Here is a 25,706-nt window from a genome sequence, read left to right as displayed (position 1 = left end):
AAGCTTGAGAATAATAAAATAACTTTTTCTTCATTAAAATTTTTTATTTCATCATAAAAAATATTTTTTTATTAGACATTTCACATCCTTTCCCATAGTAATCCTATAAGGTATAAACCATTTAGAACATTGGGAATATTCGTGTATTTCCAATGTGAAATTATTGTAATGGATTGGAAAGCAGATGGATATAGTTATTAAACACAATAATATTGAGAAAGTTTTATTTGTTATAGCAATAAAATTTTCTAATGAGATTTATTACATATAGATTAAGAAAAGAATTTAATATTTTTCTTTTGAAGTTAGTGTGAAAATGCAACTTACTTTTACATACAAGTTATTTACTAACATATCGTATTTAAAATAGAGAAAAGACACCTTAAATGGTGTCTTTTCTCTATTTTAATTCCATATACTTTTTCATCTTTGCTATTTTTTAAACGATTTGTAGGAATTAATACAAAGATATCTTCTCCTCCTACTGTTACAATAGAAATAATTTCTTGTCTATTTCCTTTATTAAATTGTAATATAATTACAGTATGTGAAATTATATTAATTTAATTTTAAAAGCGAAGTGAAAATAACCGTCACTTCGCTTTTTGCATGTACAATCCTTATTACATGTACTCAATTCAGTATATACTTCCACATGGCTTGCTTTTATTTAATCGGTTTCGCTGTTTTTAAAACGAATGAACTTAATGCAGGAACTTTAATTTTATTATTATGGACAACATAAAGTGTTTTACTACCTGCCTGCTTACCATCTACTAGTACTTTCCAAGGACCTTTCGATGGCAAAGTTATGTCAACGGATTCTCTATTTGCATTGTGAGCCACCATAAAGTTTTCATTTTTATTCCCATTGCCCTTTCCATCTATTGAATAAGCTATAACATTTTTGGGAGCATCTATAAATGATATATGCTTTTTAATTTGCTCAGTAGATGTCATTCGAAAAGCTGGGTACTTTTTGCGTAAATCTATTAAGCCCTTCATATAATCTACTTCATTATTATATGCTGCACGGCGTAACCAATCCATCTGGTTAATTGAATCAGGAGATTTGTAACTGTTATGATCACCATATTTCGTGCGCATAAATTCTTGCCCTGCATGTAAAAATGGAATTCCTTGTGATGTTAATAAAATTGAAGAAGACAATTTGTGCATTTGTTTTCGCACTTCTGCACTGTCACCTGGATTAGTTAACTCAAGTTTATCCCATAATGTATGATTGTCATGAGCTTCCACATAAGTTAATACCTGTTCCGGATCTTGATAGGTAGACGAATTTGTATCATAGTCAATGCCTGCTGTAATGCCTTTTTTAATACGGTCTTCCATGTTTTGCTTTCCATTTACAAAACCATTTTCTTTCTCTTCAAATACACTACCTTTCAATCCATCACGTATATTATCGTTAAAATGAGCAATCCCTTTCATTTTCTCCGCGTTTTTTTGATTTGCTTTCAACTCAGCTGCAAGAGGTGTATTTAAATCCCAGCCTTCTCCATGCAGTATAATAGAAGGGTCAATTTGATCAACAGCTTTACGTATCTCATTCATTGTTTCATAATCATGAATGCCCATTAAATCAAAACGGAATCCATCTAAATTGTATTCTTTTGCCCAATATGTGACAGAATCAACCATAAACTTCCTCATCATTTTTCGTTCTGAAGCAGTATCATTTCCTACTCCAGTTCCATTTGCAAATGTTCCATCTTCATTGTATCGGTAATAATAACCTGGAACTAACTTATGAAAATTAGATTCAGCCGCATTATACATATGGTTATATACTACGTCCATTACAACACGAAGATTATTATCATGTAGCACTTGAATCATTTGCTTTAATTCAGTTATTCGAACAGTCGGCTCATATGGATTTGTAGAATAGGAGCCCTCTGGGACGTTGAAGTTTTTCGGGTCATATCCCCAGTTGTATTGTGGTTCATTTAAAGTTTCTTCATTGACTGATGCATAATCAAATATCGGTAAAAACTGAACGTGCGTAACACCAAGATCTTTCATATGATCAAGTCCTGTTTTTACACCTTCAGGCCCTTTTGTTCCTTTTTCTGTTACCCCTAAATATTTTCCTTTCTGTTTAATGCCACTTTCAGGTTGGATGGAAAGATCGCGTACATGCAATTCATAAATAATAGCATCTTCCGGTTTTTTAAATTCCGGTTTTTTATTTGCTTTCCATTTTTTCGGATTTGTTTCGTTTAAATCAATGACTACACCTTTATCTCCATTTACAGAAGCAGCACGCACATATGGATCAACTGCTTCAGTCCATTTATCCCCAATTTTCACCTTATACGTATAAAAGAGACCTTTTTGGTTCCCTTTAATTTCTGCTTTCCAAGTTCCCTTTTCACCTTGTTGCATGTTTATTTCAGTACCTATTTTATCGTTCCATTTTTTATATGTAACTAACTTTGCTTCACTCGCAGTAGGAGCCCATACACGGAATTTTGTATGTTGCGGGGAATATATATTCCCTAGATCGTTACCACTATAATAAAATAATTTATCAAACTCTTCGCTACGAATGACTTTACCGATTTCAGTATTCGTATAAGCTAAGTTTTCTATTTTAACTTTGTATGTCTGTTTTAAATCAATTTTCTGTTCTGTAATTATTTTCACCTTATTAGTAATATCTCCACCATTTTTATCAAAAGGATTAATTTCCTTAATTTTAATGCCCTCAATTTCAATTTTCTGTTCCTTACTATTAAAAGGAACATTAGTCGTTACAGTGATTTCATTAAAACTATCAATAGTAGCTTTTTGAATTGTGAGATCTGAAGAAGGCTTAGAGTTATATACTTTTTCATCACCCGAAAGAATCCATACTTCAGCACGACCGTCCTTTATATTTTCAATCCAACGATCGCCACCATCTTTTTCCCACTCATTCGTACGAATAATAAATCCTACACGATTATAGTCACCATCTATTTTAATCTTTGCGTACTTTCCAAATTCATCTTCACCAGTAAATTCATATGATTTACCATTTGCATTTTCTCCCCACATCCAAAGATTCCAGTCTTTTGTGTTTCCAGACTGCTCTTTGTAATGAACGATAATTTCAGTTGTTTTTGAATTTGAAACTGCCTTCACATTCTGAAAAGAGAAAACAGATGATAACATAACGATTATAGTAAGTAATAAAACTGATTTGTTAATTAATCTTTTTGTTATTCGCACCACATACACCCTTTCTTTAAATAGTACGAGCGATTTATTATGCTCGTATAAATTACACTGCTTAAATTAAACTAGAAATCTCTTTTACTTCACCTCCATATTGGCTATTTTCACATATGTATTTCAATGACCTTTTAATGCGAAAGCGTTTGCATTAAAACTTAAAAAAATAGATTTTTTATGCCTTTATATACTTATAAATACTAAAAGATCAGGGAAATCATTTTAAAGCAATCGTTTGTTATCGCTTTCATTCTATAGCACTTTCTATCAAGAGGTCAATATATTATTAATTTTCTGTTTTTATATACATTTAACCTTATATATTATTCGCAACGTATTGAAGATAGACAGCCTAATTATCGCTTAGTAAGTTTATTATCAATAATGCATTGCTGTGTAAAAAAACAGCTAATATCCTTAAAGTGACATTAGCTGTTTTTCATAATGTATTAATATAAGAATGAAAATGATAATTCTAACTTACTTAATTTTTGCTGCATCAAATGCCTTTTGAACTGCTTGAACTTCAGCTGTATTCGCTCCATATTTATTAGTTGCCACTCGAATACATGCAGACTTCAATTCTTTGAAATTAGAAGTCATGTTTAACTCATCTGTATTTGCATAATAGAAAATATCAAACATTTTATCTTCACCAATTCCTTTAACAGTTACTCCGTTATGAGTTCCGCCTTTTGCAATGAGATACGCAACTTTATTAATAATGCTTGAATTAAAATGAACGCCGCCTTGATCCCAGCCATTAAAATCGTTAAATTCACTGTAATCATCTGGATAAGGTACTCCAAGTGAAGATGGCACAGAAGCTGGGTTTTCCATATCACGGAAAACAGATCCGGTTTGTTCACCCATTGTCCAGTTAAATGTTCCGTTATTTACGTATTTCTCAATAGATGTTCCCATAATATCAGATAGTGCCTCATTGATTGCACCAGATTCACCGTAATATTCAAGATTAGATTCGCTAGAAGTAACAGCATGTGTAAATTCATGTCCAGCTACGTCATATGCTTTAACGATAGGATCGCCATATACAAGCATACTTCCATTATTAGCACTTAATGCATTCTGCCAATTTTTCGGATCGTTCGTATCTTCAGAATCCCAAGCATGTACAACTGAAACTACCTTTTGTCCCTTATTATCAAAACTATTACGCTTGTATTTATCTTTGTAAAAATCAAATACCTTTGTTGCTAAGTAATGAGCACTTACTGCTTTTGGATCGTTAAATGTTGTTGAAGTACTAGTTGCTAATGTACCAGGATAATAGCTTTCTTCTTTAGTAATATCTTTGTAATTCACATCATAAGTTTCAATTCCTTGCCCTCTTGTATAATCAGCAAGCGCATATTTGCCATTACTTTGTTTAGAAATACCAAATGAACGAGAAATACCTAAATCATCTTTTCCTGTTCCAGTTAATGATGTAAGACTGCTTTTTTTACTTTCCTTTAAGGCCCCAACTAGTTTTTCACTTGCTTTTAAGTTAGATTCTTGTACCATATTTTTTAACATATCGCCATTTTGCCCATTTACTAAATAAGTTCCAGAAACATAGTTTGGTGTTGCAGCTTCAAATGTAACTTGGTATGCATTGCTAGCTTGTCCATTATTTTCATCAACAAAAATAACTTCCTTAATTTCTGGCTCAGAAATAAACTTGATATCGTTCCCGTACTTCGTAAAAATATATTGTTTTGCTTCATCTTTTGATAGATTAATAGTTTTTTTCAATTCTTCTTGTTTTAAATTTTGCGCGCTATCACCTGAAACACTTTTAATAACCCCCTTATTATCTACGTGTGCGGTTAATTGATGGCCATATACTTCTTTTCCTTCATATGTTTGCTGCATACGTACGAGTGTAGTCCCATCATACGAATCACGTTTTTGAAGAACTTTATAATCTACTCCTGTTTCTCCATTGACTTGTTTTTGGGACAGAGCTTGTTCTGTTTTCTCCTTAAGTGCATCCTTTACTACATTTTCTGGTGCCTTTTGTGACGGTTGTGTAAGTTCACCCGAACGGAACGATTCCTCCTGAATTTGAACTTGTAGTTGATCTGTTTCCTCTGCATGACCTATTCCGTATGGTGCCACAGCTGTTAAAGCTAATCCTGTTGTTAATGCTACCTTAGTTAATGTCTTTGTGTTTTTCATTTTTTCACCTCGTATAATTTTTGAAATAGAAAGCTTGTACAAAGTATACTGTCTATTTATGTCGAAAAAAAGAGAAAATACAAAATTTATGTAATATTATGCAAAATTACATAAATTGTGGTCAATATTGTAAATAATTAACGGAACACATAAGTACATTAATTTGAATAAAAAAAGAATCCTTTTTGGCAGCGCTCATCCAATTGGTTAGTTATTAATTACCTATATTTATTCTAATAAAAGTACACTTACATCTAAATAACAACATAAAAACCCACTCTTTACTATTGTAAGAGTGGGTTTAATGCTATTAAAATAACAATTACTATAAGAAACCTTATAATTTATATTTTTTTAGTAATCCTACTAAGTTTTTTATAAAATTCACCTTTTGTCTTTGTATGATTAAACTGATTTGGATTAATATTAGCTTTTTGTGAGAGTGCTACAATCTCTTCTTTTGTAATTGAATCTTTAGTATTTATAGATGCTATATTTGTATATTTTCCATCTTCTGTTTTTGGAATTTCTAAAATCCCTTTATTTACAAGATCAACTACAGCTTTATGCTCTGAAGAATGTGTATCTACACCAGTAATTTTCCAATTACGCATAACTTTTGGCGTATATACACCGTTCTTTACCTCTTTTAAATACGTAATAGCAAGGTTACGAATGGTTCCACCTGTTTCTCCGAATGCATTCTCTTGTTTAGATGACCAAGTTTGTTCAAATTTACGTCCCTCTAAAGCTCCCCCTTTTGCCTGTAGAGCCTCCATTCTATACGCATTCATTCCTAGCGTCATAACATCGCTCATTTTAATCGGTTTATTTGTACGAATAGAGCGTAAATTTGTAATTCTACTACCATATGGCTTTGTTAAATCAATTTCGTATTTTACGCCTCCAAAGAAATCGTTCGTACTGTATTTAGACGCGCGACGGTTTTTATCAAAACTAACTGTTACATCTCCGGCACGAGATGAGTTAAAATATCCTGCTGCCCATTCCATATAGTCTTTTAAATCTTTTCCAGTTATCTTGTAAACTGTAATTTCTCCCAAAGCATATTGATAATTATACGCAATATCTTTCTTCTTTATAGGCCCTATATCCAAACGGGCAGAATCATTATCAATTTGATGGGCTACTACATCCGCTTTACTGTAATGGAGCATAACTTCATGAAAGAAATCTGATAAAGGTGTCTCTTGAATCTGCACACTTGGAATACCCTTTATTTCATTTTCAGGAACAAGGTTTCTCCCTTTTAATTGAGCAACTACAACATTTGCATCTCCTCTTGCATACTCATGAAAAGGTGTTAATGTTTCTTCAAGTGCAGAATCAGATAATACTGTTGTTCCATCAGCATTTTTTACAGGTATAGCGGTAGCTGTTTTATCTTTTAAAACAAGCTTTCCATCTTGCTTTGTAAAAGTAAGGTCAATACGTGAAATATGCGTTCCATATTTATCTGGTTCTGTAATAATTACGCCATTTACAACTTCTTTTTTTACAAGTTTATGCATATGAGCCGCAAAAATAGCGCTTAGTTCCGGACAAGCATTCGCAATATCTTGAACACCAGTACCTGGGATTCCATTCTCATTTTCTAGTCCCATATGCATAACCCCTACCATTACATCTACTTTACCTTCTAATTCTTTAATTGCCTTTTTTGTCTCTTCTACTGGATTTTTCACTACTAAACCATCCAAATGATCTGTCCCTTTTTCAAAATCACTAATCATTGGTGTATTCATACCAATAATCCCGACTTTAATTCCACCTTTTTCAACAATCGTATATGCAGGAAGAAAACGCTCTCCATTTTCCTTATAAATATTTCCTGCTAACGTCTTTCCTTTATATTGCTCACTAACTTTTTTCAATGTATCTAATCCAAAGTTGAATTCATGATTTCCAAATGCCCAGGCGTCATATCCCATTGTATTCATCGCTACCATCATTGGCGATTGTGGCTTATCGTTGAATAATTCTACTGAGTTTCCTTGAATTGTATCCCCGGCATCTACTAATATGGTATTTGGATTTTCTTGACGTATCTTCTTTATAACCGTATAAAGCTGCGTCAAACTTCCACTCATATTTGCTCCATCAAGCGCATAATCCCAAGGCATAAATCTACCATGAATATCTGCAGTACCTAACAATGTAATATTAGCATCAGATTCCTCAGCCTTAGAAATAGCTGGTTTGACTGTTACTACTGTTACAAGAAGCATAAGAATAATAAAATAGCATACATAGTTCTTCCATTTCATTTTTTGCATAATAACAATATTTCTCCCCTTTTTGTACTGGCATAAAGTTGCTTGAACTTTAAAAATGTAACTTATTATTCGGAAAAATTCAACTACAAAAGATAATTTTGGAGGTGGTTTTACTGTGAAAATATAGAGAATCAAATGCATATAAACCAACGGTAGATGTATATGCGCTTTCAAAATTTTGGACATATAACTCATTTTCGGATTTCATTACCAATTTACTTCCTTCTATATGAAAATACTGAGATCACTTCCAAAAATAATAACCCCGCTCTTCATATAAGACGGGGTTACACTTATACAGCAAATCGGATTCAGTTTTTTTTCGAATGTTCGTTTCCTCTTCAGGAGTAAGATCTGCTAGTTTCGTATTTTCTTCTGCTTATTGGTTGCTTTCAACTACATTCATCATAATTTTAATCAGGACTTGTATTTTATCACTCGTACCCTTGATGCTATACCAAATTGCTCAATAAATAGATAATGATTTTTACTTTTCAACTTCACAAAGCAATTTTATCTCTTTGATTTGTTCTATATGACGCTGTTCATGCAAATAAATCAGTTCTATCCACTGATCAAGGAGTAATTCTCCAAGAGCTGGATGCATCACTGATTTTTTCGCTAATATAGATTCATCTTCTATTGTACTCAGGAAACGCATCAATTCTTTTCTAGCGTTGTTTAACAAATCAATCATTTGCTGCACTTCAAATGCTTCTATACTTGGTTCAATCATTTCTGGGGCTATAAATTTTATCGATCTATCTAATACAATAGCGTGAATTTCTTTACGCTCATTTAGGATACTATCCATCTTTTTTAATCCCGATGAAATAACTGTTATAACTCTCTCGTCTAATAAAACTAAGTGATGACAAACTTGTGCTATACTCCATTTATCCTTATCTGGTTTTCTATTAAATTGAGTATCACTTAACAAAGTAATTTCCTCAAATAATTGATTTCTCGTTTCATAAAACTTGTCATTTACAAATGTATTCATGTGAATTCTCCTTTCATTAGAACCTACATACTTAGATTCCTACGTTAGAAATATTCTCTATAGAAAATAGATTTTCCTTCACTACTATTTCAATCAAGTCTTTTCTTGCTTTAATAGTTTCCCTAATTCACGACGATATATATGAGCTTTCTCAACATCCTTGAGGTTTACATGTGCTGCAGCTACACCATAATATTTTCCACAGAATCCTTTCAATACAACTACATAAAACGTTCCTAATTATCAATCTAGCATTAAATAAATGTAAAAAATCATCCTATTTATTCATTTTTCATGCGTATGTATGTACATTTGTTAATTTATTCGATATATTATGGGTATTGAATGATTACGAAAAGATAATAGGTCGCTTGTATAATAACACCTTATATTTTTATATCCGTGAAAACTGCAAAATGTATGAAATTCCATTTGTCAAATGAATTTAATGCGGAAGGAGGTTTGTGGTTACTTCATCGGGATATAATAATCAGTTTTGAACTGATAAAAATATAGGAGGCGACATAATGTTTCGTACGATTTCAAATTTCATGAGAGTAGCTGAGATAAGAAACAAAATTCTTTTTACACTAGCGATGCTAATTGTTTTTCGAATTGGCACGTTTATTCCAGTTCCTCATACTAACGCAGAGGTATTAAAGGTACAAGATCAAGCCAACGTTTTAGGTATGCTAAACGTATTTGGCGGAGGAGCATTGCAACACTTCTCGATCTTCGCTGTAGGTATTACACCATATATTACAGCTTCCATCATAGTACAATTACTACAAATGGACGTTATACCTAAATTTTCGGAATGGGCAAAGCAAGGTGAAATGGGCCGTAAGAAGTCAGCTCAATTTACTCGATACTTTACAATCATTCTCGCATTCATACAATCCATTGGGATGTCTTATGGTTTTAATAATATAGCAGGTGGGCAATTAATAACAGATCAAAGCTGGACTACATACTTATTTATTGCAACAGTTTTAACTGCAGGTACTGCATTTTTACTTTGGTTAGGTGAACAAATTACCGCTAATGGTGTTGGTAATGGGATTTCAATGATTATCTTCGCGGGACTTGTTGCGGCGATTCCGAATGTTGCTAATCAAATTTATTTGCAACAATTTCAAAATGCAGGCGATCAATTATTCATGCACATAATAAAAATGGTTTTAATTGGACTCGTAATTTTAGCGATTGTTGTTGGTGTCATTTACATTCAACAAGCTGTTCGTAAAATACCGATTCAATACGCAAAAGCTGTATCAGGAAACAATCAATATCAAGGAGCAAAAAACACTCATTTACCGCTTAAAGTAAATAGCGCTGGTGTAATTCCAGTAATCTTTGCTTCAGCCTTTTTAATGACGCCGCGTACAATTGCGCAGCTCTTCCCTGATTCAGGCGTATCCAAATGGTTAGTCGCAAACCTTGATTTTGCACATCCAATTGGAATGACGCTTTATGTCGGTCTTATCGTTGCTTTCACATACTTCTACGCATTTATTCAAGTAAATCCTGAACAAATGGCTGAGAATTTGAAAAAGCAAAACGGTTATGTTCCTGGTATTCGTCCTGGTAAAGCGACAGAGCAATATGTAACCAAAATTTTATACCGTTTAACATTTATCGGTGCAATTTTCTTAGGCGCAATTTCAATATTACCACTCGTATTTACGAAAATTGCTACGTTACCACCTTCTGCTCAAATTGGTGGTACAAGCTTACTTATTATCGTCGGTGTAGCACTAGAAACAATGAAGACGTTAGAAAGTCAACTTGTGAAACGTCATTACAAAGGGTTTATTAAAAAAGTGAATTAATTATAAAAACACAGTTGGTTATTTTCCCAGCTGTGTTTTTGATTTTACTAGCCCGATAATATACAGGGCCGTTACATTATCCAACTACATTTCCTTCTCTAATAACCGTCCTTGTTTGAAATAAGTCCGTAGTGTTGAACGATTGGCCAAAAATACACCTATCAATATGAAACAAGCACCTATACCCATTGCAGGATTTAATGGTTCTCCTAATACAATATATCCTACAATAATTGCTATTAATGGTGATACATATAACCACGTCGATGGGAATACAGGATTTGTTTTTGATAAAAGCCAGTAATATAATCCGTGCCCACCAATTGATCCGATAAATATGAGGTATAAAATAGGCCACTGTACGCTCCATGAGGTTAATACAGTTACATTCGGCTGCTCTACTATGAATGATACGATTAGTAGCAAAATCCCTCCATAAAACATTTGAATACCATTAATAAGAAATGGTGATACACTTCGTAAATCCGAAAGTATTTCTTTTGAGCGAATAGAACCTATTCCGTAAAATAACTCCCCTACTACTAAAATAATACAAGCAATACTCCATATGAAACTTACTTCTTGATGCATTCCTGGTAAAGAAACAAAAACAACACCTATTAACGCAATAATTAAAGCGAAAAATTGCTCCTTTTGCAATTTTTTATTATTTCTTCTTGCTTGTAATAATAAAATCATCATAGGACCTGTTGCAGAAAGTACAGCAGCTAATCCAGAAGAAATATATTGTTCAGCCCAGTACAAAGATGCGAATGTCATGAACGTTAAACAAAAGCCAGCATACATAATACGTTTTGAAAATACATGCGGCATAATTTCTTTTCGCTTCAACTTAAATATAAACATCAAGATTACTCCTGCTAAAAAGAAACGAATTCCTGCTGAAAATAATGGAGGCGCTCCTGCTTCAATTCCGATTTTTATCGTTAAAAATGTTGTGCCGAAAATAATGCATACTAAAATATAATTGAAAATGACCATTTTTCTTCCTCCTTTTTACTCTTAACATGAGTATAGAGGTTTTCGTGTATAACAGTGTATCTATGCTTATAACAGTTACATCAAATTGTAGTTGATTCTCTTTATTTTTTTCGCTTTAATTAAATAAAAAAGAAACAAGGTGAAGCCATGAAGATTGTAATACGGAAAGAATCCAACATACCGTATTATCAACAAATATATATGCAAATTGTTGAAAGAGTACAAAGTGGCATGCTTTCATATGGTGACTCCCTTCCATCATTACGTTGTATGGCCGAAGATTTACAAATTAGCTTATTGACTGTTCGTAAGGCGTATAAGCAGCTAGAAACGAAAGGATATATACGCATCGAGCAAGGAAAAGGCGCTTATATATATAAACGTGTAAAGAAAGAGTTCAAAACTATTCCTTATAAATGGCAACAAACGAAAACTATTAATGTTATGCGTTCTCAATATGCAATGAATCAACACCGAAAATATTATGATTTTTCACAAGCGATTTTATATCCACGTCTATTACCAAATCCATTTCTAGCAGACGAAATGCACAAATTGCTGGATAAAAATCCGATGTTACTAGCAACTTATGGACCTATTCAAGGCGATTATGAACTTCGAGTTGAAATAGTTAATTATCTAAAAGAACATCAGAAATTAGTGACAGACCCCTCTCAATTATTAATTACAAGTGGTGCCCAGCAAGGAATTGATTTGATCGCTCAAACATTATTAAAACCTGGAGATATAGTATTAGTAGAAAGCCCTTGTTATGGCGCAGCACTTGATGTTTTTCTCAACAAAGGAGTGCAGATTATACCTATTAGTCTTGATAAAAACGGCATTTGCTCAGACTTAATAGATGACCTTTGTCAAAGAAAGAATCCTGTTTTGTTATATGTGAATCCTACTTTTCAAAACCCAACAGGTACAGTAATGAGTAAAGAACGGAGATTGGAACTTATAGAACTAGCGGAGTTATATGAGTTTTTTATAATTGAAGATGATTCTTTCGGAGAAATATATTTTGAGGATGCTATAGTTCCTCCTCCAATCAAAAGTTTTGATACGAATGGTCATGTAATATATTTAAAAGGTTTTAGTAAAACGTTAGCACCTGGACTGCGTATCGCTGCACTTATAGCCGATGGGCCTATTTTTGAATGGTTATATGCTGTGAAGGGTTCGATGGATATCGGTAGCCCGTTATTAACGCAAAAAGCACTACTTCCTTTCTTACGTGCAGAACGTATGAAAAATCATTTAGAAAAATTACGCACCGCTTTACAAATTAGACGCGATTTAACAATCGCTATATTATCGCCACTAAAAGAAATACACTTTAAAATACCAAAGGGCGGCTTTAATTTATGGATTACACTTCCTAATACAATTGATCCTTTTAACTTATTACAAAAAGCAAATGAAGCAGATGTCTCTTTTTTACCTGGAACAGCTTGTCTATTAAATAACGATACAAATAATAACCAATTAAGAATTAGCTATTCCATGTTAAATGAAAAAGATATGGCGATTGGATTAGAGAAATTACATGATACAATACGAAACTTTAATTTTTAAAAGTATGTTCACTAGCCCATCAAACTAAGAAAAGCTAATACCCCAAAATAAAAGTACTTTGGGGTATTATAAAATTATGGAGTACTCCAATTTATCTTTATTCACTACAAGTCAATATACAGCGGCTATCATCATTCCACTTTAATTACAATCTTACCTCTAACATGTTGCCCTTCACTCAAAATATGAGCTTCTCTAACCCCTTCTTCATTAAGTGACACAACTTTACTTATGATCGGTTTGATTTTTCCATGTACAATTAAATTTGATAACTCTTCTAATTGTTTTCCACTTGGTTTTAGCCATAAAAATCCTGATTTTATCCCTTTTACTTTATAATTTGGTTCATGAACAATCGAAACTAGAACACCGCCAGGTTTAATAATTTGAAAACTTTTTTCTTGTACTTCGCCACCGATTGTATCTAATACAATATCAAAATCTGATAGTAGCTCTTCAAATTTATCTTTTTTATAATCAATAACGAGATCCGCTCCTAAATCCTTTAAAAATTCTTCATTTTTACCACTTGCAGTAGTTGCAACAAAAGCTCCAAATGATTTTGCAATTTGGATTGCCAAACTTCCGACACCACCAGCTCCAGCGTGAATAAATACTCGGTCATTTTCTTTTATTTTTGCGTAATCTACAAGACTTTGCCAAGCAGTAAGTCCTGCGAGTGGAATAGAAGCTGCCTCTTCAAAACTTAGGTTAGTAGGCATATAAGTTACTAAATCTGATTTTACCGCAATGAATTCAGCATAAGATCCCTTCCCAATATTTTCAGGTTTCGTAAACACTTTATCTCCTATTTTGAAACCTTCTACCTCTTCTCCAACCTCTTCGATAACTCCAGCTACATCTAACCCTAAAGTAATTGGAAATGAAAATTGCAACTGTTGTTGTAAGTCTCCTTTTCTAGTTTTCCAATCAACTGGATTAACAGATGTTGCGAGAATGCGAATTAATACCTCGTTATATGTAACAACTGGTTTTAAAATTTGTCTTTCTTTTAGTTCTTCAACACTACCATATTGATCAATAACAATTGCTTTCATTTCCTCTCCTCCTTGCTGTTTATTTTAATAACTTACAATTATTTTTCAAATTTTTTTGCTTTGAATGACAATAAACATGTTTAGAGGTGGTATTTATGCTACGCTATTAATTAATGTGAGTTCCAAATTCAATTTTGTGTACGTCTTAGAATCATACAGAGTTTTATTTTCTATGTTTGTAATTAAATCCAAAAGAAATGGAGATAACACTATGACCGAAAAGATGATTAAAACAAACGGGACTGATATTTGTACAGAAAGCTTTGGAAATCCTAATAATCCAGCAATTTTATTAATTATGGGAGCTACGTGTTCAATGGTTTATTGGGATGAAGAATTTTGTGAACAGTTAGCTAACACAGGGAAATTTGTCATTCGCTTTGATAACCGTGATGTAGGACGCTCTGTTACATACGAACCTGGAACTTCCAATTATACGGTAACAACTATGGCTGAAGATGCAATTGGGGTGCTGGATGCCTATCATATTGATAAAGCGCACTTATTTGGTATGTCATTAGGTGGCATGATTGCTCAAATTGCCGCTGTAAAACATCCTGAAAGAATTTTAACGTTAACTTTACTAGCAACAAGTGTTATAGGCTCAGATAACAACACTCGCGATTTACCTCCGATGGATGAAAGAATTTTAATACATCACGCAAATGGTGCAAATTTAGATTGGTCAAATCAAAACGCTGTGACAGAGTATTTAGTTACAGGCTCTCGTCTATTGTGCGGCTCAAAACGTTCATTTGATGAAAACAGAGTTTATACACAAGTAAAACTCGAAATAGAAAGGGCTAACAATCTATTAAGTATGTTTAATCACGCTTTACTTCAAGGTGATGATGCTTATGAAGGTGTACTTAGCTCCATACAAGCACCCACATTAGTAATTCACGGAACTGACGATACAGCACTACCATTTGAACATGGTCTCGCACTTATTGATGAAATTCCAAACTCAGCACTTTTAACTCTTGAAGGAGCAGGACATGAAAATCATCCTGATGACTGGAAAAACATTATTCAAGCAGTAACAGAACATACATCTAAAATATAGATAAATAATAAATAGAAGGGTCACAAATTTGTATTGTGCCCCTTCTATTTATTGGAATAGCGATACACTAACAAAAACCCATCACTGTATCCATATGTATAGTGATGGGCTTACATATATTTTTCTATGTTTAAAAAAATGGACAATCTAATTGATCAACAGATTCCCATGATTTTTTTTTTACACTTTCGGTGGATTTATTCGCTTCTAGTGGTACGTTTTTAAAAGGATTTACTTCGACTTTTAATAAGGACGATGTTTCCATATATAATGAGAAAACATGGCTACTTGGTATAGTTTTTGACACATCAATATCTCCTACTTGTTTAAATAATTGCTGTGCTGCAAAGAAAAAGAAATTAGTTGGGTTTGATTGTTTATTAAGCCATGCAAGCATTTCAGGTGATACTGATTTATGAATATTGATTTTCACTCGATCACCACGTTTATATCGCCTAGATCGCATGTTTCCACCAACTAACTTATCGTTAAGTTTGTAAACCCTAACTCTTTTTGTTTATGTTCTCTATACTTTGGCGAACAAGTGTAGACTAATAATCCTCTTGCATTTGTAAATAGTGGATTATCTACAAAGATAACATTTGTTAAACGCCCTTTTTGTTTTAAAATCATTTTCAAGCTATTTTTAATGATAACTGCGCCCCCACCATAAATAAACACGTATGGATCGTCTTTCATATCATCAATTTTATTAATAATATCAGTTGCGACGCGCGCAGCTAAACCTAATAGTGCTGGTTGTGATTCCTCAACTAATAATGCATTCCTAGGATGTTTATCATTTAAATAAATTTGATTGAATTCTGTAATACTATCAATCGTCTTTGTTGGATACTTCCGGTTCCATCTCGTAATAATTTGTAGTAACGTTTCTTTTACACCGTACGATAATCCTTTACTTAATTGCGGACGGAAATTTACCCCTAACGAAACAACTTCTTCTGTTGTCCCCGCACCAATATCAAAAGACAATAAAGTTTTATCAACAAAATCAATTTCTGAAACTTGATTTTGTTCACATTCTATTTTATGTTTCACAACATTTCCTTCTTCATCATATACAATGCCCCACGTCCCAGAAGCACCCTCAGGCAGGCATTTACAAAACTCAATAGAAACATTAATAGTAACATCACGACCGTTCGGATAATGGAAAACAACCTTGTGATTTCCCATATAACGTTTTGCATTTTCGGCAGCTATTTCTTGTGTAATAAGCTGCATAGGAAGAGCGACAGATAAATCATATCGAATGTTAATATGACTAGAAGTTGGACTTTGACGCATAGCACTTACTGCTAAACCCGATAGTATTGTAATAACCATTAGCTCATCCGTCGACTTATTCGATTTCTTCTCCACTTCAGTACCTTTTAATTGATCTTGAATCACTTTTTCTCCAACGATGTACCGTACATTATTTAACATTAGCGATGGAGAACTAATGGTCACATCGATATGATTTTCTAATTCAGATAATGACACATCCCCCTCATCTAACAATCCTGTAGGCTCACCTATATATAAAGAATAAATACTCGGAATAAAAATAGGGTCTTGCCCTTTCACCATTAACTTCAAACCGTTATTTCCTGCATCTGCACCAGCTTTTAAAAGTATAGACATAACTACCCCCTAAATTAATCTGACATCCCTTCCAAATATATGCGAGCCTATTCTTTTACATTCAAATGTAATGTAATTTTTTATTTATCATTAAAACAAAATACTATATACCTTTGCCTTGCTTGTAAAAAGTATTTGACATGAATCTTTTCCAATTTTATACTATAAATGGAAAGAGTTTTTTACAATCGTGGGGGTGTTGTTCTAATATGAATCGTAAAAAATTCATTTTAATAACAATTGTTTTATCATTAGTCGGAGTACTTATACACGGGGCTTATAAATACATCAATGGAGGTGTAATTTTAGGTGGAACAATTTTTACAAGCGCTTTAATACTTAGCTACCTCATCAATCATATTATATGGGGAGATCCCCACGGTGTATCAGAAGAAAGTCAGGATGAAATGGGACAGCAAATTACATATAAAAGCTTTAAAATTGCGTATTTTGTACTTGTAGTTGTATTGTTCCTTCTATTACTCTTCTCGGAAGGTTTTTCTATGGGTTCCAATTTAGATGGAGTTAAAAACCTACCACTGTTTATCGCACTTTGTTCTTCATTCTTTATTTATCCTATTGTCGAACTCATAGTTGCAAAACAATATAAATAAAAGATGAGGTTTTCTATATATAGAAAACCTCATCTTTTTATATTTACATACCCTCTACAATTGCTTTTAATTTATTAACAGTTCGCCAATTCCTTACTGTAGCTGGTGTATGTAACTTCTGAAATTGGTTCATTAATTTAGAATTCCGAATGCTATTTTTGAAATACAAATATACAACCTTCTCATCTATATAGCAATCTTCAAGTTCACTTTTGTACATAAGTAACTGCTTCCTCTCATCTTCAGAAAATGGATGAGCTAAAAAGGCAACGTGTATACTTTCTCCTTCTAACAAAGCATCCGCCTTATAAGGGGAATATTTTATAGTGTTTATTAATTCTTCATTTGTTTTTAGGATGACTTGAACATCAAAATTAAATTCCTTTTTAATTTCAAATTCAATTTTTACTTTTAGAGCGTTTATATCTTCCTCAGATTCAAACACGATATTACCGCTTTGAATATATGTTTTCACTTGTTTTAATCCTATTGATTCAAACAATCGTTTTAAATCTGCCATTTTGATTATTTTATGTCCACCTACATTGATTCCCCTTAGTAACGCAATATAAATTGTCATATCATTACTCCTCGCATATTCATTGACTTTTCAACTATATATGTTGAAACCTTTATCTTTTTTGATACCTACTTTCGTTTTTACTAACATAGCACAAAATAAAAAAAACTTACTGCAAGAATGTTCAAGAGTAAGTTTTCTATCCCGTTATTTTATTATAGGTAAATGCATTATTATTTGTTGACCAATCGGTCCCATTCTTCTAAAGCCTCTATCTTCGAAGCCAACTTTTTCATATAAATTTTGTGCTGGCATATTTTTTTCATTTACAGCAAGTACAACTTCATTTTTTATTGGAAAATAACGTTTTATAAAATCTTGTAATAATGCCAATGATTTTTTAACGTATCCTCTTCTTTGTTTATTATAATTTATAGAAAACGATGTCAAAAGTAAAGCGTCTTCATTCTCTGTGAACTCTTGTACTCTTTCGCCTGTTTGTAATGCGAAAAGACCAACAGGTACCCCGTTATAATCTAAAATAACAATTACATTTTTTGTGCGATCGCTTTTTGCTTTTTTCAATAATCCGCCTGGATCTGATGTGAATTGAACTTGTTCACTTGGTAAAGTAAATGATTGTATAATTTCTTTATACGTCTCCTTATACGGAACTAATTGTATTTCCCCAGTATGTATGTTCATGCTATACTCTCCCATTTTTATCAAATTAACTTAAACCTTGCTGTGATTTAGAATGCACCTTTCCATCCAAAAATGTAATTTCAACAAATGAATTTGGATTATTCCCCTTCCAAGCAAAAATTTGTTTAATTTGTGTAGAATGTTCTACCCCTTCTTCTATAAGTAAATTTCCTTCAAAACCGATTAAATCTTTCACTTCTGTATAAGTCATTCCTTCATCTATTTTTGAGAAATGATTTATATTGATAACTTCTTTCTTCTGACTTTCCATCACAGTAGAAGAAGTCGCTGTTTGCTTTTTCACTTCTTTCTTTTGTTCACACGCTGTCATACTGAAACTTAGGCAGAAACCACATAAAATAAATGCACTTTTTTTCATCATAACAGTTGTCCCTCCCACAATAATTAAACCATATATTCCCTTAAAAATAAACTGAATATTTAATATTATATTTAAAAAGCCTCGTACAATTTAGTACGAGGCTCATTTTACTTATTCAAATGATTATTAGATTGGTCATTCTGTTCTTTTCTTAGTTCTTGTTCTTCATCTTTTGGTAATTGCTTGTCATTATCTTTAATTGGATTCGTTTCTCTATTTTCAATCATATCATTCGGAACTTGTGGCATCACGCGGCCAACAATTGCTGCTAATTCATCCAGTATACCTTCGCCAGTTTTCCCTTTTTTAATTTGCTTTCCAATTTGTTTCAGCCGTTCATACGTATCAACATCAGCTACAACGACTGCATTCGCACCATCCGGATCGTTTTTTAAACTTTCTGCAACAGAGTACTTAATTGACTCAACACGAGTTCGGTCTAGTTTCGCTTTTACATCAATACCTACTATAGCATATTTTCCAACAACTACTGCTGTTGCATCATTCACACCTGGCACACTTGCCGCTAAAGATGCTAAATGATCCGCTGCTTTTTCATTTGGCTTATTTGATTTATTTGTATAATTAACATTTTTCATTGAGACATTTTTTTGTTCTGGCTTTTCATTTGGATTGTCTTTTTTTCCAATACTGCATCCAGTTATAAAAAAGCAAAGCATCAACATATATATTAGGATTTTCATTCTTTTCACCACTTTACTATTAAGGTTTAATCATAAATTTTTTCAACAGCTTGCATTTTTTTCACTTTTTCTTCTGCTCCGCTATTCGCATTGATGAAAATTTGATACGTATCTTTCCCTAACGTTCCAACAAATTCATAGCAAAGCACTTCATTATGCAAATCATTTACTACGACTGCTTTTCGCTCTTCCATCACTTTCACATCAGGGTTAATTTTCTTCCTTGCTTCCGCTGCAGTTAGCTTGGCAGACGGAATTGTTCGTTTTTGATGTGATGCTAAATATTCTTTTGCAGAAAATCCAACGATAGATCCGTCGTCTAAAGCAATTTTCATTTGGATTGCTTCCGGATAAATCCGTACGCCATTCTCATTTACTACATAAGTAAACACGCCGATAGTATCATATTGAGAACTATCATAAAGCTCCATATTATTAAACTTATGATCCTTTAAAAACGTCAATCCTTTACTTCCTGCATCGTTTAAACTAATTTTCTGTTCTTTAATTTCTCGATTATTCATTACCCAAATTGGATATCCGCCTTTTCCGGTAATATCCATGTAAAACTCATTATTCGTTGCAGAGTCTTTAATCTTCACACTATAGAATGATTCTTTCGCACCTTTTCCACTTTTCTCTACATCGACTTTTTCATTTCCTTTTAAATTTAAAAATGATTTTGCGATTTTTGCGGCTTCATCTTTAGAAATTGCCTTTCCTTCTGCTTCAAATCCACCTTTTTTATTTTTTTGTGCACTTGTAAAGGTTGGTCCGAAGTTTGTAGAAGAGTATGATGTTACGTTTTTCTCTACAGTTTTTAATCCATCAATAATTGTGTTATCTGCTGGATCGCGATTTGATGCAAGTGCCATTTCAACATCCATCCAGCGTAAATTATTTTTCAAAACAAGATGTTGTACTTTCCTTAGTTCATCTTGTATATTTCCCGCGTTTGAATATAAAGTTTGCAACGTTTTATATTCTTGTTCATTTAACGGCTCTTTTTCTAAATCACGAATGGCTGCACGGTAACTAAAATCACCGATATTTGCTAAAAACTCTTCCGTTTTATTAAACGGCATTAATGTTAACGGGAGTTGTCCTACATCTGAACGAGCTTCAGATGTTAAACGCCATACATCTGCTAATGCAGGTGATAAAGATGAGCGTGAATTCATCGCAAGTGTTGTACCAATTTTATCGTGTAATAAATCAACTTCGTATGCTAAATCATGGAATGCTCGTTGATAACTATTTTCCGCTCGAATTAAAACCGCATTTTTCTCTTGGTGCTCTTTATAGCCCCAATATCCTGTTCCAACTACACCGACTGTTAATAATACAATGATAATACCTCTTAACATTGTCCCACCTCCGCTCTATTTACAGAAAATATGTTTACCAATTTTTTTAATTTGTGGACGAGTCCAAATCCATTTACTTGTCGCAGTATCTGGGTTGAAATAATATAAAGCATTTCCTGTTGGATCCCAGCCGTTTATCGCATCTAAAACCGCTTTTTTCGCTGTTTCATTTGGCGTTAAATATATTTGTCCATCAGCCACCGCTGTAAACGCTCTCGGCTCAAAGATTACACCTGAAACAGTATTTGGGAATGATGCGCTTGTAACACGGTTCAAAATAACTGCAGCTACTGCAACTTGTCCTAAATACGGCTCACCACGTGATTCCCCGTATACTGCATTTGCCATGAGCTGAATGTCATTTTGGGAATAACCGTTCGGAACATTTGTCCCTTTATTTTGTGGTGGTTTATTTTCTTGTGCAGTGCCACCACTATTTCCTTTATTCGTTGTCGTCCCTTTATTCGCAGTCGACTTATCATACTTTGTTGCCTTTACGAGCATCTGCTTCGTTTTAGCACCCGCTAAACCATCAACAGGTAGTCCAAATTTCTCTTGAAAATTCCGAAGTGCCCAATATGTACCCCATCCGAAAACACCATCTACTTTTCCTGTATAAAATCCGTTATATTTCAAACGAGATTGTAGTTCAATGACATCTTCACCGGATGCTCCTCTTTGAATAACTTGATTAGAAAAAGCTTCTACATTCTTTAGTTGTATACTACTGACCATTAAAGACAGTCCTATGAACGCAAGTAAAACTGCTATTTTAAAAATAGCTTTTTGGCGCATAATTTTCCCTCCTTAATTACAGAAATGATTTCTTGGTTATGTTTTGTAAAAGCCTCGCTTTTATGTAAAGAAGACAAAAAAATCCAAACTTATATCGTTGAAAGAATATGTAAACAATATACAAAAAGGAAAAAAGGAGTTCATTATGAAGCAATTGTTAAAGCGTATCGCATTCGTCATTCTTTTATTAACAACATGTTTAAATATATATACCGGGTCATCGATTGTTCATGCACAACCGCCTTATGCAAAATGGGGTAAACTTGCTGTAGAAAAGACGAAAGAACAATATCCGAAAGCAGAGATTGTTGATTATCTTCATATAGGTAGAAAACCAAAAACGGTTCAAATAACTGTTGAAAAGTTTAAATTGTGGCTACGTGAAGATGGAAAAGAATATGGTGTTTTTGTTGATGTAGAATTTGAAACGAAGACAGAGAAATTTATAAAGTTGTCGTTTCAGAAGACGAGTAGATAAAATGAAACCCCACTGTTAAAAACGGAAACAGTGGGGCTCCTTGCATTTCTAAAATTCTTTCCTAAAGTTTCGATTCCCTAAAAATCTTACCAATATACAAATAGCGCCAATTACAACCGCTATCCCTATACTGTATAAAAGTACTTTACCATACCCACCTATTCTTGGATCTAAAAACGGATATGGATACCAATTCACGATTGGGCCACGTATTAAGCTATATACAACGTAAAAAAACGGGAATAAGAGCCAGCTTGCAGATTGTTTCCAAGTGATTTTCTTAATAGGTGGATTTAAAATCCAATCTAAAAGCATTGCAATCGGCATGATATAATGTAGCACTGTATTTACCCATGGTATTGCCGTTTGAAGTGACTCTTCTAATCCTCTTAATAGCAAAAAATAAATGAGTCCTGTCGTAAGTATGTATACCGTTGCCGCACCTCGAAGTATACTAAATTGTTCTGAGCGACCAAATGTAGCTGTTCCGATACTACTTAAAAGGAGAATACATACAACTAAAATGTTACTTTCAATCGTAAAGAAACTAAAAAAATTAACTGGATTGAACGGTTTCAATTGTGCCCTGATTATGAATTGCGTAATAATGGCACTACATGCTAGAAGACTTAAACATAGTCTAAATAAAGATAAAGTTTTTTCATCCCTCATACATTCCCTCCTTTTCTTATATATAATTGGAATTTCCCTGTACATGCTCAATAAATAATTTTAATGGAACGAGCCCACGTTTTGGCATATGACTACTTATAATAGCTACTACTTCTAACTGAGGAATGATAACGATGTATTGTCCGCCGTACCCCATAGCGAAATATATACAATACGGTATGTGAAATCTTTCGTTATGTAATACCCACCAGTGATATCCATATGCGCCAACATGTTCATATGTTTCAAATTGCGCCCTACTTGACTCTTCTAACCATTTCGCTGATACAATTTCTTTCTCATTCCAATATCCATTTTGCAAACATAATTTTCCTAATTTTAATAAATCGGTAGATTTCATTTTCATACCGAAGCCGCCGACATATATACCTTGCGGATCTTGTTGCCACTCATATTCGCTAATTTCTAATGGCTCAAATAAATATCTTTTCGCAAACTGCTCTGTCGACATCCCAGTAGCTTCTTGAATAATATAGCTAAGTAAATGTGAAGAACCTGAATTATAATTCATTTTTGTAGCAGGTTCTTCAATTATTGGCTTTTCTAATATGTACTGTACCCAGTTCTCTGATTCTACAAAGTCGTTTGGGAATACTACTCCATTCCCAAACTCTTTCCAATCCTCACCAGTAGTCATTGTTAATAAGTGATACAGCGTTAAATCATGTTTCTCCCCAGGTACATTTTCAATCCACTCTGTAATCGGTGTATGTATATCATTTATATAGCCCTTATCAATTGCAATACCAATTAATAAAGATACGATACTTTTTGTAATCGAATTTATTTTATATAAGTTATTTGCACATTCGGGTGTTTTATAATACTCAGTTGTTAATTCCCCTTTTTGATAAATAAGAAATGTATTCACTTTTTTCTTTTCAAATTTATTTTGTAGTTGCTTAAAATCCAAAAATCTTACCTCCATTAAAATAGTTACTTCATTTATTATATCTTGTTCCTTTTATTAAAACATAATTGTGCTCAAATAAAAAAATAAGCTTATCAGCTATAATTAGCTGACAAGCTTATTCCTATAATTTCGTACGAACATTCCAAAGTTCAGGGAAGAACTGTTGATCAAGTACTCGTTTTAAATAAGATACACCTGAAGATCCGCCAGTTCCCATTTTATTTCCGATAATGCGTTCTACCGTTTTCATATGACGGAAACGCCATTGTTGTAGCCAATCTTCGATATCAATTAATTTTTCAGCAAGCTGATATAAATCCCAATATTGCTTCACGTCCGCATACACTTCTATCCAAGCCGCTTCTACAGTTGCATCTTCTTCGTAAGGCTGCGTAATATCACGATTTAACACATCTTTATGAATTGGGAAGCCTTCTTTAACAAGCGCCTGTATCGCAACATCATACAAACTTGGTGCGTGTAGCGCTTTATGAAGACGAGCGTGTAATTCTGGATCTTTTTCATAAATCTTTAATGCATGTGGTGTTTTATAACCAAGTGCGTACTCAATCATTCGATATTGATACGATTGAAAGCCTGAAGCTTGACCGAGTGAATCACGGAATTCAATATACTCAGATGGCGTTAATGTCGCGAGAATATCCCAAGATTGAATAATTTGCGATTGAATTTTTGATACACGTGCTAACATTTTAAATGCCGGTGCTAATTTATCGTTTTTAATCGATTCAATTGCTGCATTTAGTTCATGTAAAATAAGCTTCATCCAAAGCTCACTAGCTTGGTGAATAACGATAAATAACATTTCATCATGATGGTCTGATAATCTCTTTTGAGAAGATAGTAAACTATCTAATTGTAAATACTCACCATACGTCATATTTTCCTTAAAATCCGTGTGAATCCCTTTTTCCATAATTACCTTTTCATTTTCTTTCATATTAGTCAAACACCCCTTTTATATGTTTCTACTTATATTGGTCTAATGACAGCTCGAACTGGACTTCCATCTGCATCTGTTAACGCAAGTGGTAATGCAATTAATTCGTAATCGCCGTCTGCTACATGATCTAGTACGACATTTTCTAAAATATGAATTCCATATTTAAACAATTGATGATGTGCTGCTAGTTCTTTATCATCTAACGGATCAACTGATGGTACATCCACTCCGATTAAACGAATTCCCTTATCAGAAAGAAACGGTGCAATATCAGCACGTAAATGCGGGATCACATCTGGAAATTCTTTTGCTTTCCCATGTGAAGATGTACGTAATAATAGTCGTTCTACACCTTCTAAATGAAAACTTTCTAATTCTTTTTTTCCGATGCTTTCAAGGTTAGAAACGTCAATGATTCGCGTAGGTCCGACATAAACTTGAACATCTAAATCTATTACTTTCTTTCCGTCATTATCAAAATGAAAAGGCGCATCAATATGAGTACCTGTATGAATACTCATCGTTAACTTTCCGACGTTTACTGAACCGCTCTCTTCTTTTGACCATGAAACTTCATACGAGAACGGTGTATCTCCTGGCCAAGTTGCAATATCATTATTTAATGGCTGTGAAATATCAATCCACTTTGATGTTTTCATTC

General features: G+C 33.4%; 23 protein-coding genes. 5 read left to right on the top strand and 18 right to left on the bottom strand.

What is annotated here, in order from left to right:
• Nucleotides 1–666 precede the first annotated feature (666 nt).
• From pulA to JDS95_RS16470, 4 genes are all read right to left on the bottom strand, one after another.
• Nucleotides 667–3,237: a type I pullulanase gene (gene pulA / locus JDS95_RS16485; protein WP_016108555.1), complete on the bottom strand. Its 2,571-nt coding sequence runs from the start codon at nucleotides 3,235–3,237 to the stop codon at nucleotides 667–669.
• A gap of 483 nt (nucleotides 3,238–3,720) precedes the next feature.
• Complete coding sequence (locus tag JDS95_RS16480; protein WP_199690680.1) at nucleotides 3,721–5,424, bottom strand: M4 family metallopeptidase; 1,704 nt, start codon at nucleotides 5,422–5,424, stop codon at nucleotides 3,721–3,723.
• Between the two features lie 344 nt (nucleotides 5,425–5,768).
• Complete coding sequence (locus JDS95_RS16475; RefSeq protein WP_199690679.1) at nucleotides 5,769–7,721, bottom strand: bifunctional metallophosphatase/5'-nucleotidase; 1,953 nt, start codon at nucleotides 7,719–7,721, stop codon at nucleotides 5,769–5,771.
• Between the two features lie 487 nt (nucleotides 7,722–8,208).
• Nucleotides 8,209–8,724 carry a DinB family protein gene (locus JDS95_RS16470; protein ID WP_085450245.1) on the bottom strand — a complete coding sequence of 172 codons (516 nt, stop codon included), beginning with the start codon at nucleotides 8,722–8,724 and terminating at the stop codon, nucleotides 8,209–8,211.
• Nucleotides 8,725–9,251: 527 nt separating this feature from the next.
• Between JDS95_RS16470 and secY the strand changes: the two genes are divergently transcribed.
• Nucleotides 9,252–10,556, top strand: coding sequence for a preprotein translocase subunit SecY (gene secY / locus JDS95_RS16465; RefSeq protein WP_000490109.1), 1,305 nt, complete (start codon nucleotides 9,252–9,254; stop codon nucleotides 10,554–10,556).
• An 84-nt stretch (nucleotides 10,557–10,640) separates the two neighbouring features.
• Here secY and JDS95_RS16460 read toward each other — a convergent pair whose 3' ends face one another.
• Nucleotides 10,641–11,558, bottom strand: coding sequence for a DMT family transporter (locus JDS95_RS16460; protein WP_000234347.1), 918 nt, complete (start codon nucleotides 11,556–11,558; stop codon nucleotides 10,641–10,643).
• 147 nt (nucleotides 11,559–11,705) lie between these two features.
• On the opposite strand from JDS95_RS16460, the gene pdxR reads away from it, so the two are divergent.
• Complete coding sequence (gene pdxR / locus JDS95_RS16455; protein WP_199690678.1) at nucleotides 11,706–13,139, top strand: MocR-like pyridoxine biosynthesis transcription factor PdxR; 1,434 nt, start codon at nucleotides 11,706–11,708, stop codon at nucleotides 13,137–13,139.
• A gap of 131 nt (nucleotides 13,140–13,270) precedes the next feature.
• Here pdxR and JDS95_RS16450 read toward each other — a convergent pair whose 3' ends face one another.
• Nucleotides 13,271–14,197 carry an NADP-dependent oxidoreductase gene (locus JDS95_RS16450; RefSeq protein WP_000644561.1) on the bottom strand — a complete coding sequence of 309 codons (927 nt, stop codon included), beginning with the start codon at nucleotides 14,195–14,197 and terminating at the stop codon, nucleotides 13,271–13,273.
• Nucleotides 14,198–14,408: 211 nt separating this feature from the next.
• On the opposite strand from JDS95_RS16450, the gene mle reads away from it, so the two are divergent.
• The gene (mle, locus tag JDS95_RS16445) at nucleotides 14,409–15,263 is read left to right on the top strand and encodes a BCA family alpha/beta fold macrolide esterase (RefSeq protein ID WP_000136872.1); all 855 of its coding nucleotides are present in this window, start codon (nucleotides 14,409–14,411) and stop codon (nucleotides 15,261–15,263) included.
• Between the two features lie 130 nt (nucleotides 15,264–15,393).
• Here mle and JDS95_RS16440 read toward each other — a convergent pair whose 3' ends face one another.
• Together JDS95_RS16440 and JDS95_RS16435 are read right to left on the bottom strand one after the other, a co-directional pair.
• Complete coding sequence (locus JDS95_RS16440; protein ID WP_001257764.1) at nucleotides 15,394–15,729, bottom strand: hypothetical protein; 336 nt, start codon at nucleotides 15,727–15,729, stop codon at nucleotides 15,394–15,396.
• A gap of 11 nt (nucleotides 15,730–15,740) precedes the next feature.
• Nucleotides 15,741–16,910, bottom strand: a complete 1,170-nt coding sequence (locus JDS95_RS16435) for a ParM/StbA family protein (RefSeq protein WP_000025613.1) — start codon at nucleotides 16,908–16,910, stop codon at nucleotides 15,741–15,743.
• A 209-nt stretch (nucleotides 16,911–17,119) separates the two neighbouring features.
• On the opposite strand from JDS95_RS16435, the gene JDS95_RS16430 reads away from it, so the two are divergent.
• Nucleotides 17,120–17,524 (top strand): DUF2178 domain-containing protein, encoded by a 405-nt coding sequence (locus tag JDS95_RS16430; RefSeq protein WP_085450250.1) that lies wholly within the window; start codon nucleotides 17,120–17,122, stop codon nucleotides 17,522–17,524.
• A 43-nt stretch (nucleotides 17,525–17,567) separates the two neighbouring features.
• Here JDS95_RS16430 and JDS95_RS16425 read toward each other — a convergent pair whose 3' ends face one another.
• The 6 genes from JDS95_RS16425 to sleB all read right to left on the bottom strand — a co-directional run bounded on the left by JDS95_RS16425 (nucleotide 17,568) and on the right by sleB (nucleotide 21,997).
• Nucleotides 17,568–18,104, bottom strand: coding sequence for a DUF1697 domain-containing protein (locus tag JDS95_RS16425; protein WP_000158246.1), 537 nt, complete (start codon nucleotides 18,102–18,104; stop codon nucleotides 17,568–17,570).
• Nucleotides 18,105–18,251: 147 nt separating this feature from the next.
• Nucleotides 18,252–18,749 (bottom strand): GNAT family N-acetyltransferase, encoded by a 498-nt coding sequence (locus JDS95_RS16420; RefSeq protein ID WP_199690677.1) that lies wholly within the window; start codon nucleotides 18,747–18,749, stop codon nucleotides 18,252–18,254.
• 25 nt (nucleotides 18,750–18,774) lie between these two features.
• Complete coding sequence (locus JDS95_RS16415; protein ID WP_000976451.1) at nucleotides 18,775–19,131, bottom strand: hypothetical protein; 357 nt, start codon at nucleotides 19,129–19,131, stop codon at nucleotides 18,775–18,777.
• 107 nt (nucleotides 19,132–19,238) lie between these two features.
• A complete protein-coding gene (locus tag JDS95_RS16410) occupies nucleotides 19,239–19,835 on the bottom strand; it encodes a YhcN/YlaJ family sporulation lipoprotein (protein ID WP_000697996.1) in 597 nt (198 codons plus the stop codon).
• Between the two features lie 26 nt (nucleotides 19,836–19,861).
• Entirely contained in the window at nucleotides 19,862–21,202 is a 1,341-nt protein-coding gene (ypeB, locus tag JDS95_RS16405; protein ID WP_000943731.1) for a germination protein YpeB, read from the bottom strand.
• A gap of 15 nt (nucleotides 21,203–21,217) precedes the next feature.
• Nucleotides 21,218–21,997 carry a spore cortex-lytic enzyme gene (gene sleB / locus JDS95_RS16400; protein ID WP_001249053.1) on the bottom strand — a complete coding sequence of 260 codons (780 nt, stop codon included), beginning with the start codon at nucleotides 21,995–21,997 and terminating at the stop codon, nucleotides 21,218–21,220.
• Between the two features lie 145 nt (nucleotides 21,998–22,142).
• Between sleB and JDS95_RS16395 the strand changes: the two genes are divergently transcribed.
• Nucleotides 22,143–22,475, top strand: coding sequence for a YqzG/YhdC family protein (locus tag JDS95_RS16395; protein WP_000811610.1), 333 nt, complete (start codon nucleotides 22,143–22,145; stop codon nucleotides 22,473–22,475).
• Nucleotides 22,476–22,523: 48 nt separating this feature from the next.
• Here JDS95_RS16395 and JDS95_RS16390 read toward each other — a convergent pair whose 3' ends face one another.
• From JDS95_RS16390 to kynB, 4 genes are all read right to left on the bottom strand, one after another.
• Entirely contained in the window at nucleotides 22,524–23,147 is a 624-nt protein-coding gene (locus JDS95_RS16390) for a Pr6Pr family membrane protein (RefSeq protein WP_001204117.1), read from the bottom strand.
• Between the two features lie 16 nt (nucleotides 23,148–23,163).
• Nucleotides 23,164–24,081 (bottom strand): serine hydrolase domain-containing protein, encoded by a 918-nt coding sequence (locus JDS95_RS16385; protein ID WP_000346271.1) that lies wholly within the window; start codon nucleotides 24,079–24,081, stop codon nucleotides 23,164–23,166.
• Nucleotides 24,082–24,202: 121 nt separating this feature from the next.
• Nucleotides 24,203–25,042: a tryptophan 2,3-dioxygenase gene (kynA, locus tag JDS95_RS16380; RefSeq protein WP_000661948.1), complete on the bottom strand. Its 840-nt coding sequence runs from the start codon at nucleotides 25,040–25,042 to the stop codon at nucleotides 24,203–24,205.
• 32 nt (nucleotides 25,043–25,074) lie between these two features.
• Complete coding sequence (kynB, locus tag JDS95_RS16375) at nucleotides 25,075–25,704, bottom strand: arylformamidase (RefSeq protein ID WP_000858203.1); 630 nt, start codon at nucleotides 25,702–25,704, stop codon at nucleotides 25,075–25,077.
• Nucleotides 25,705–25,706: the final 2 nt, after the last annotated feature.

Source organism: Bacillus cereus group sp. N24 (genome assembly GCF_016483345.1).
Classification (GTDB): Bacteria; Bacillota; Bacilli; order Bacillales; family Bacillaceae_G; genus Bacillus_A; species Bacillus_A toyonensis.
This window is presented reverse-complemented; position numbering and strand designations above follow the sequence as displayed.

Bases quoted from the DNA above. Each gene is read 5' to 3' on its own strand.
- kynA (WP_000661948.1), bottom strand. From the start codon at position 25,042: ATGAAAGAAAATGAAAAGGTAATTATGGAAAAAGGGATTCACACGGAT.
- JDS95_RS16415 (WP_000976451.1), bottom strand. From the start codon at position 19,131: ATGATGAAAAAAAGTGCATTTATTTTATGTGGTTTCTGCCTAAGTTTC.
- sleB (WP_001249053.1), bottom strand. From the start codon at position 21,997: ATGCGCCAAAAAGCTATTTTTAAAATAGCAGTTTTACTTGCGTTCATA.
- secY (WP_000490109.1), top strand. From the start codon at position 9,252: ATGTTTCGTACGATTTCAAATTTCATGAGAGTAGCTGAGATAAGAAAC.
- JDS95_RS16480 (WP_199690680.1), bottom strand. From the start codon at position 5,424: ATGAAAAACACAAAGACATTAACTAAGGTAGCATTAACAACAGGATTA.
- JDS95_RS16435 (WP_000025613.1), bottom strand. From the start codon at position 16,910: ATGTCTATACTTTTAAAAGCTGGTGCAGATGCAGGAAATAACGGTTTG.
- kynB (WP_000858203.1), bottom strand. From the start codon at position 25,704: ATGAAAACATCAAAGTGGATTGATATTTCACAGCCATTAAATAATGAT.
- JDS95_RS16450 (WP_000644561.1), bottom strand. From the start codon at position 14,197: ATGAAAGCAATTGTTATTGATCAATATGGTAGTGTTGAAGAACTAAAA.
- ypeB (WP_000943731.1), bottom strand. From the start codon at position 21,202: ATGTTAAGAGGTATTATCATTGTATTATTAACAGTCGGTGTAGTTGGA.
- JDS95_RS16420 (WP_199690677.1), bottom strand. From the start codon at position 18,749: ATGAACATACATACTGGGGAAATACAATTAGTTCCGTATAAGGAGACG.
- JDS95_RS16460 (WP_000234347.1), bottom strand. From the start codon at position 11,558: ATGGTCATTTTCAATTATATTTTAGTATGCATTATTTTCGGCACAACA.
- JDS95_RS16425 (WP_000158246.1), bottom strand. From the start codon at position 18,104: ATGACAATTTATATTGCGTTACTAAGGGGAATCAATGTAGGTGGACAT.
- JDS95_RS16390 (WP_001204117.1), bottom strand. From the start codon at position 23,147: ATGAGGGATGAAAAAACTTTATCTTTATTTAGACTATGTTTAAGTCTT.
- JDS95_RS16440 (WP_001257764.1), bottom strand. From the start codon at position 15,729: ATGCGATCTAGGCGATATAAACGTGGTGATCGAGTGAAAATCAATATT.
- JDS95_RS16470 (WP_085450245.1), bottom strand. From the start codon at position 8,724: ATGAATACATTTGTAAATGACAAGTTTTATGAAACGAGAAATCAATTA.
- JDS95_RS16410 (WP_000697996.1), bottom strand. From the start codon at position 19,835: ATGAAAATCCTAATATATATGTTGATGCTTTGCTTTTTTATAACTGGA.
- pdxR (WP_199690678.1), top strand. From the start codon at position 11,706: ATGAAGATTGTAATACGGAAAGAATCCAACATACCGTATTATCAACAA.
- JDS95_RS16395 (WP_000811610.1), top strand. From the start codon at position 22,143: ATGAAGCAATTGTTAAAGCGTATCGCATTCGTCATTCTTTTATTAACA.
- mle (WP_000136872.1), top strand. From the start codon at position 14,409: ATGACCGAAAAGATGATTAAAACAAACGGGACTGATATTTGTACAGAA.
- JDS95_RS16430 (WP_085450250.1), top strand. From the start codon at position 17,120: ATGAATCGTAAAAAATTCATTTTAATAACAATTGTTTTATCATTAGTC.
- JDS95_RS16475 (WP_199690679.1), bottom strand. From the start codon at position 7,721: ATGCAAAAAATGAAATGGAAGAACTATGTATGCTATTTTATTATTCTT.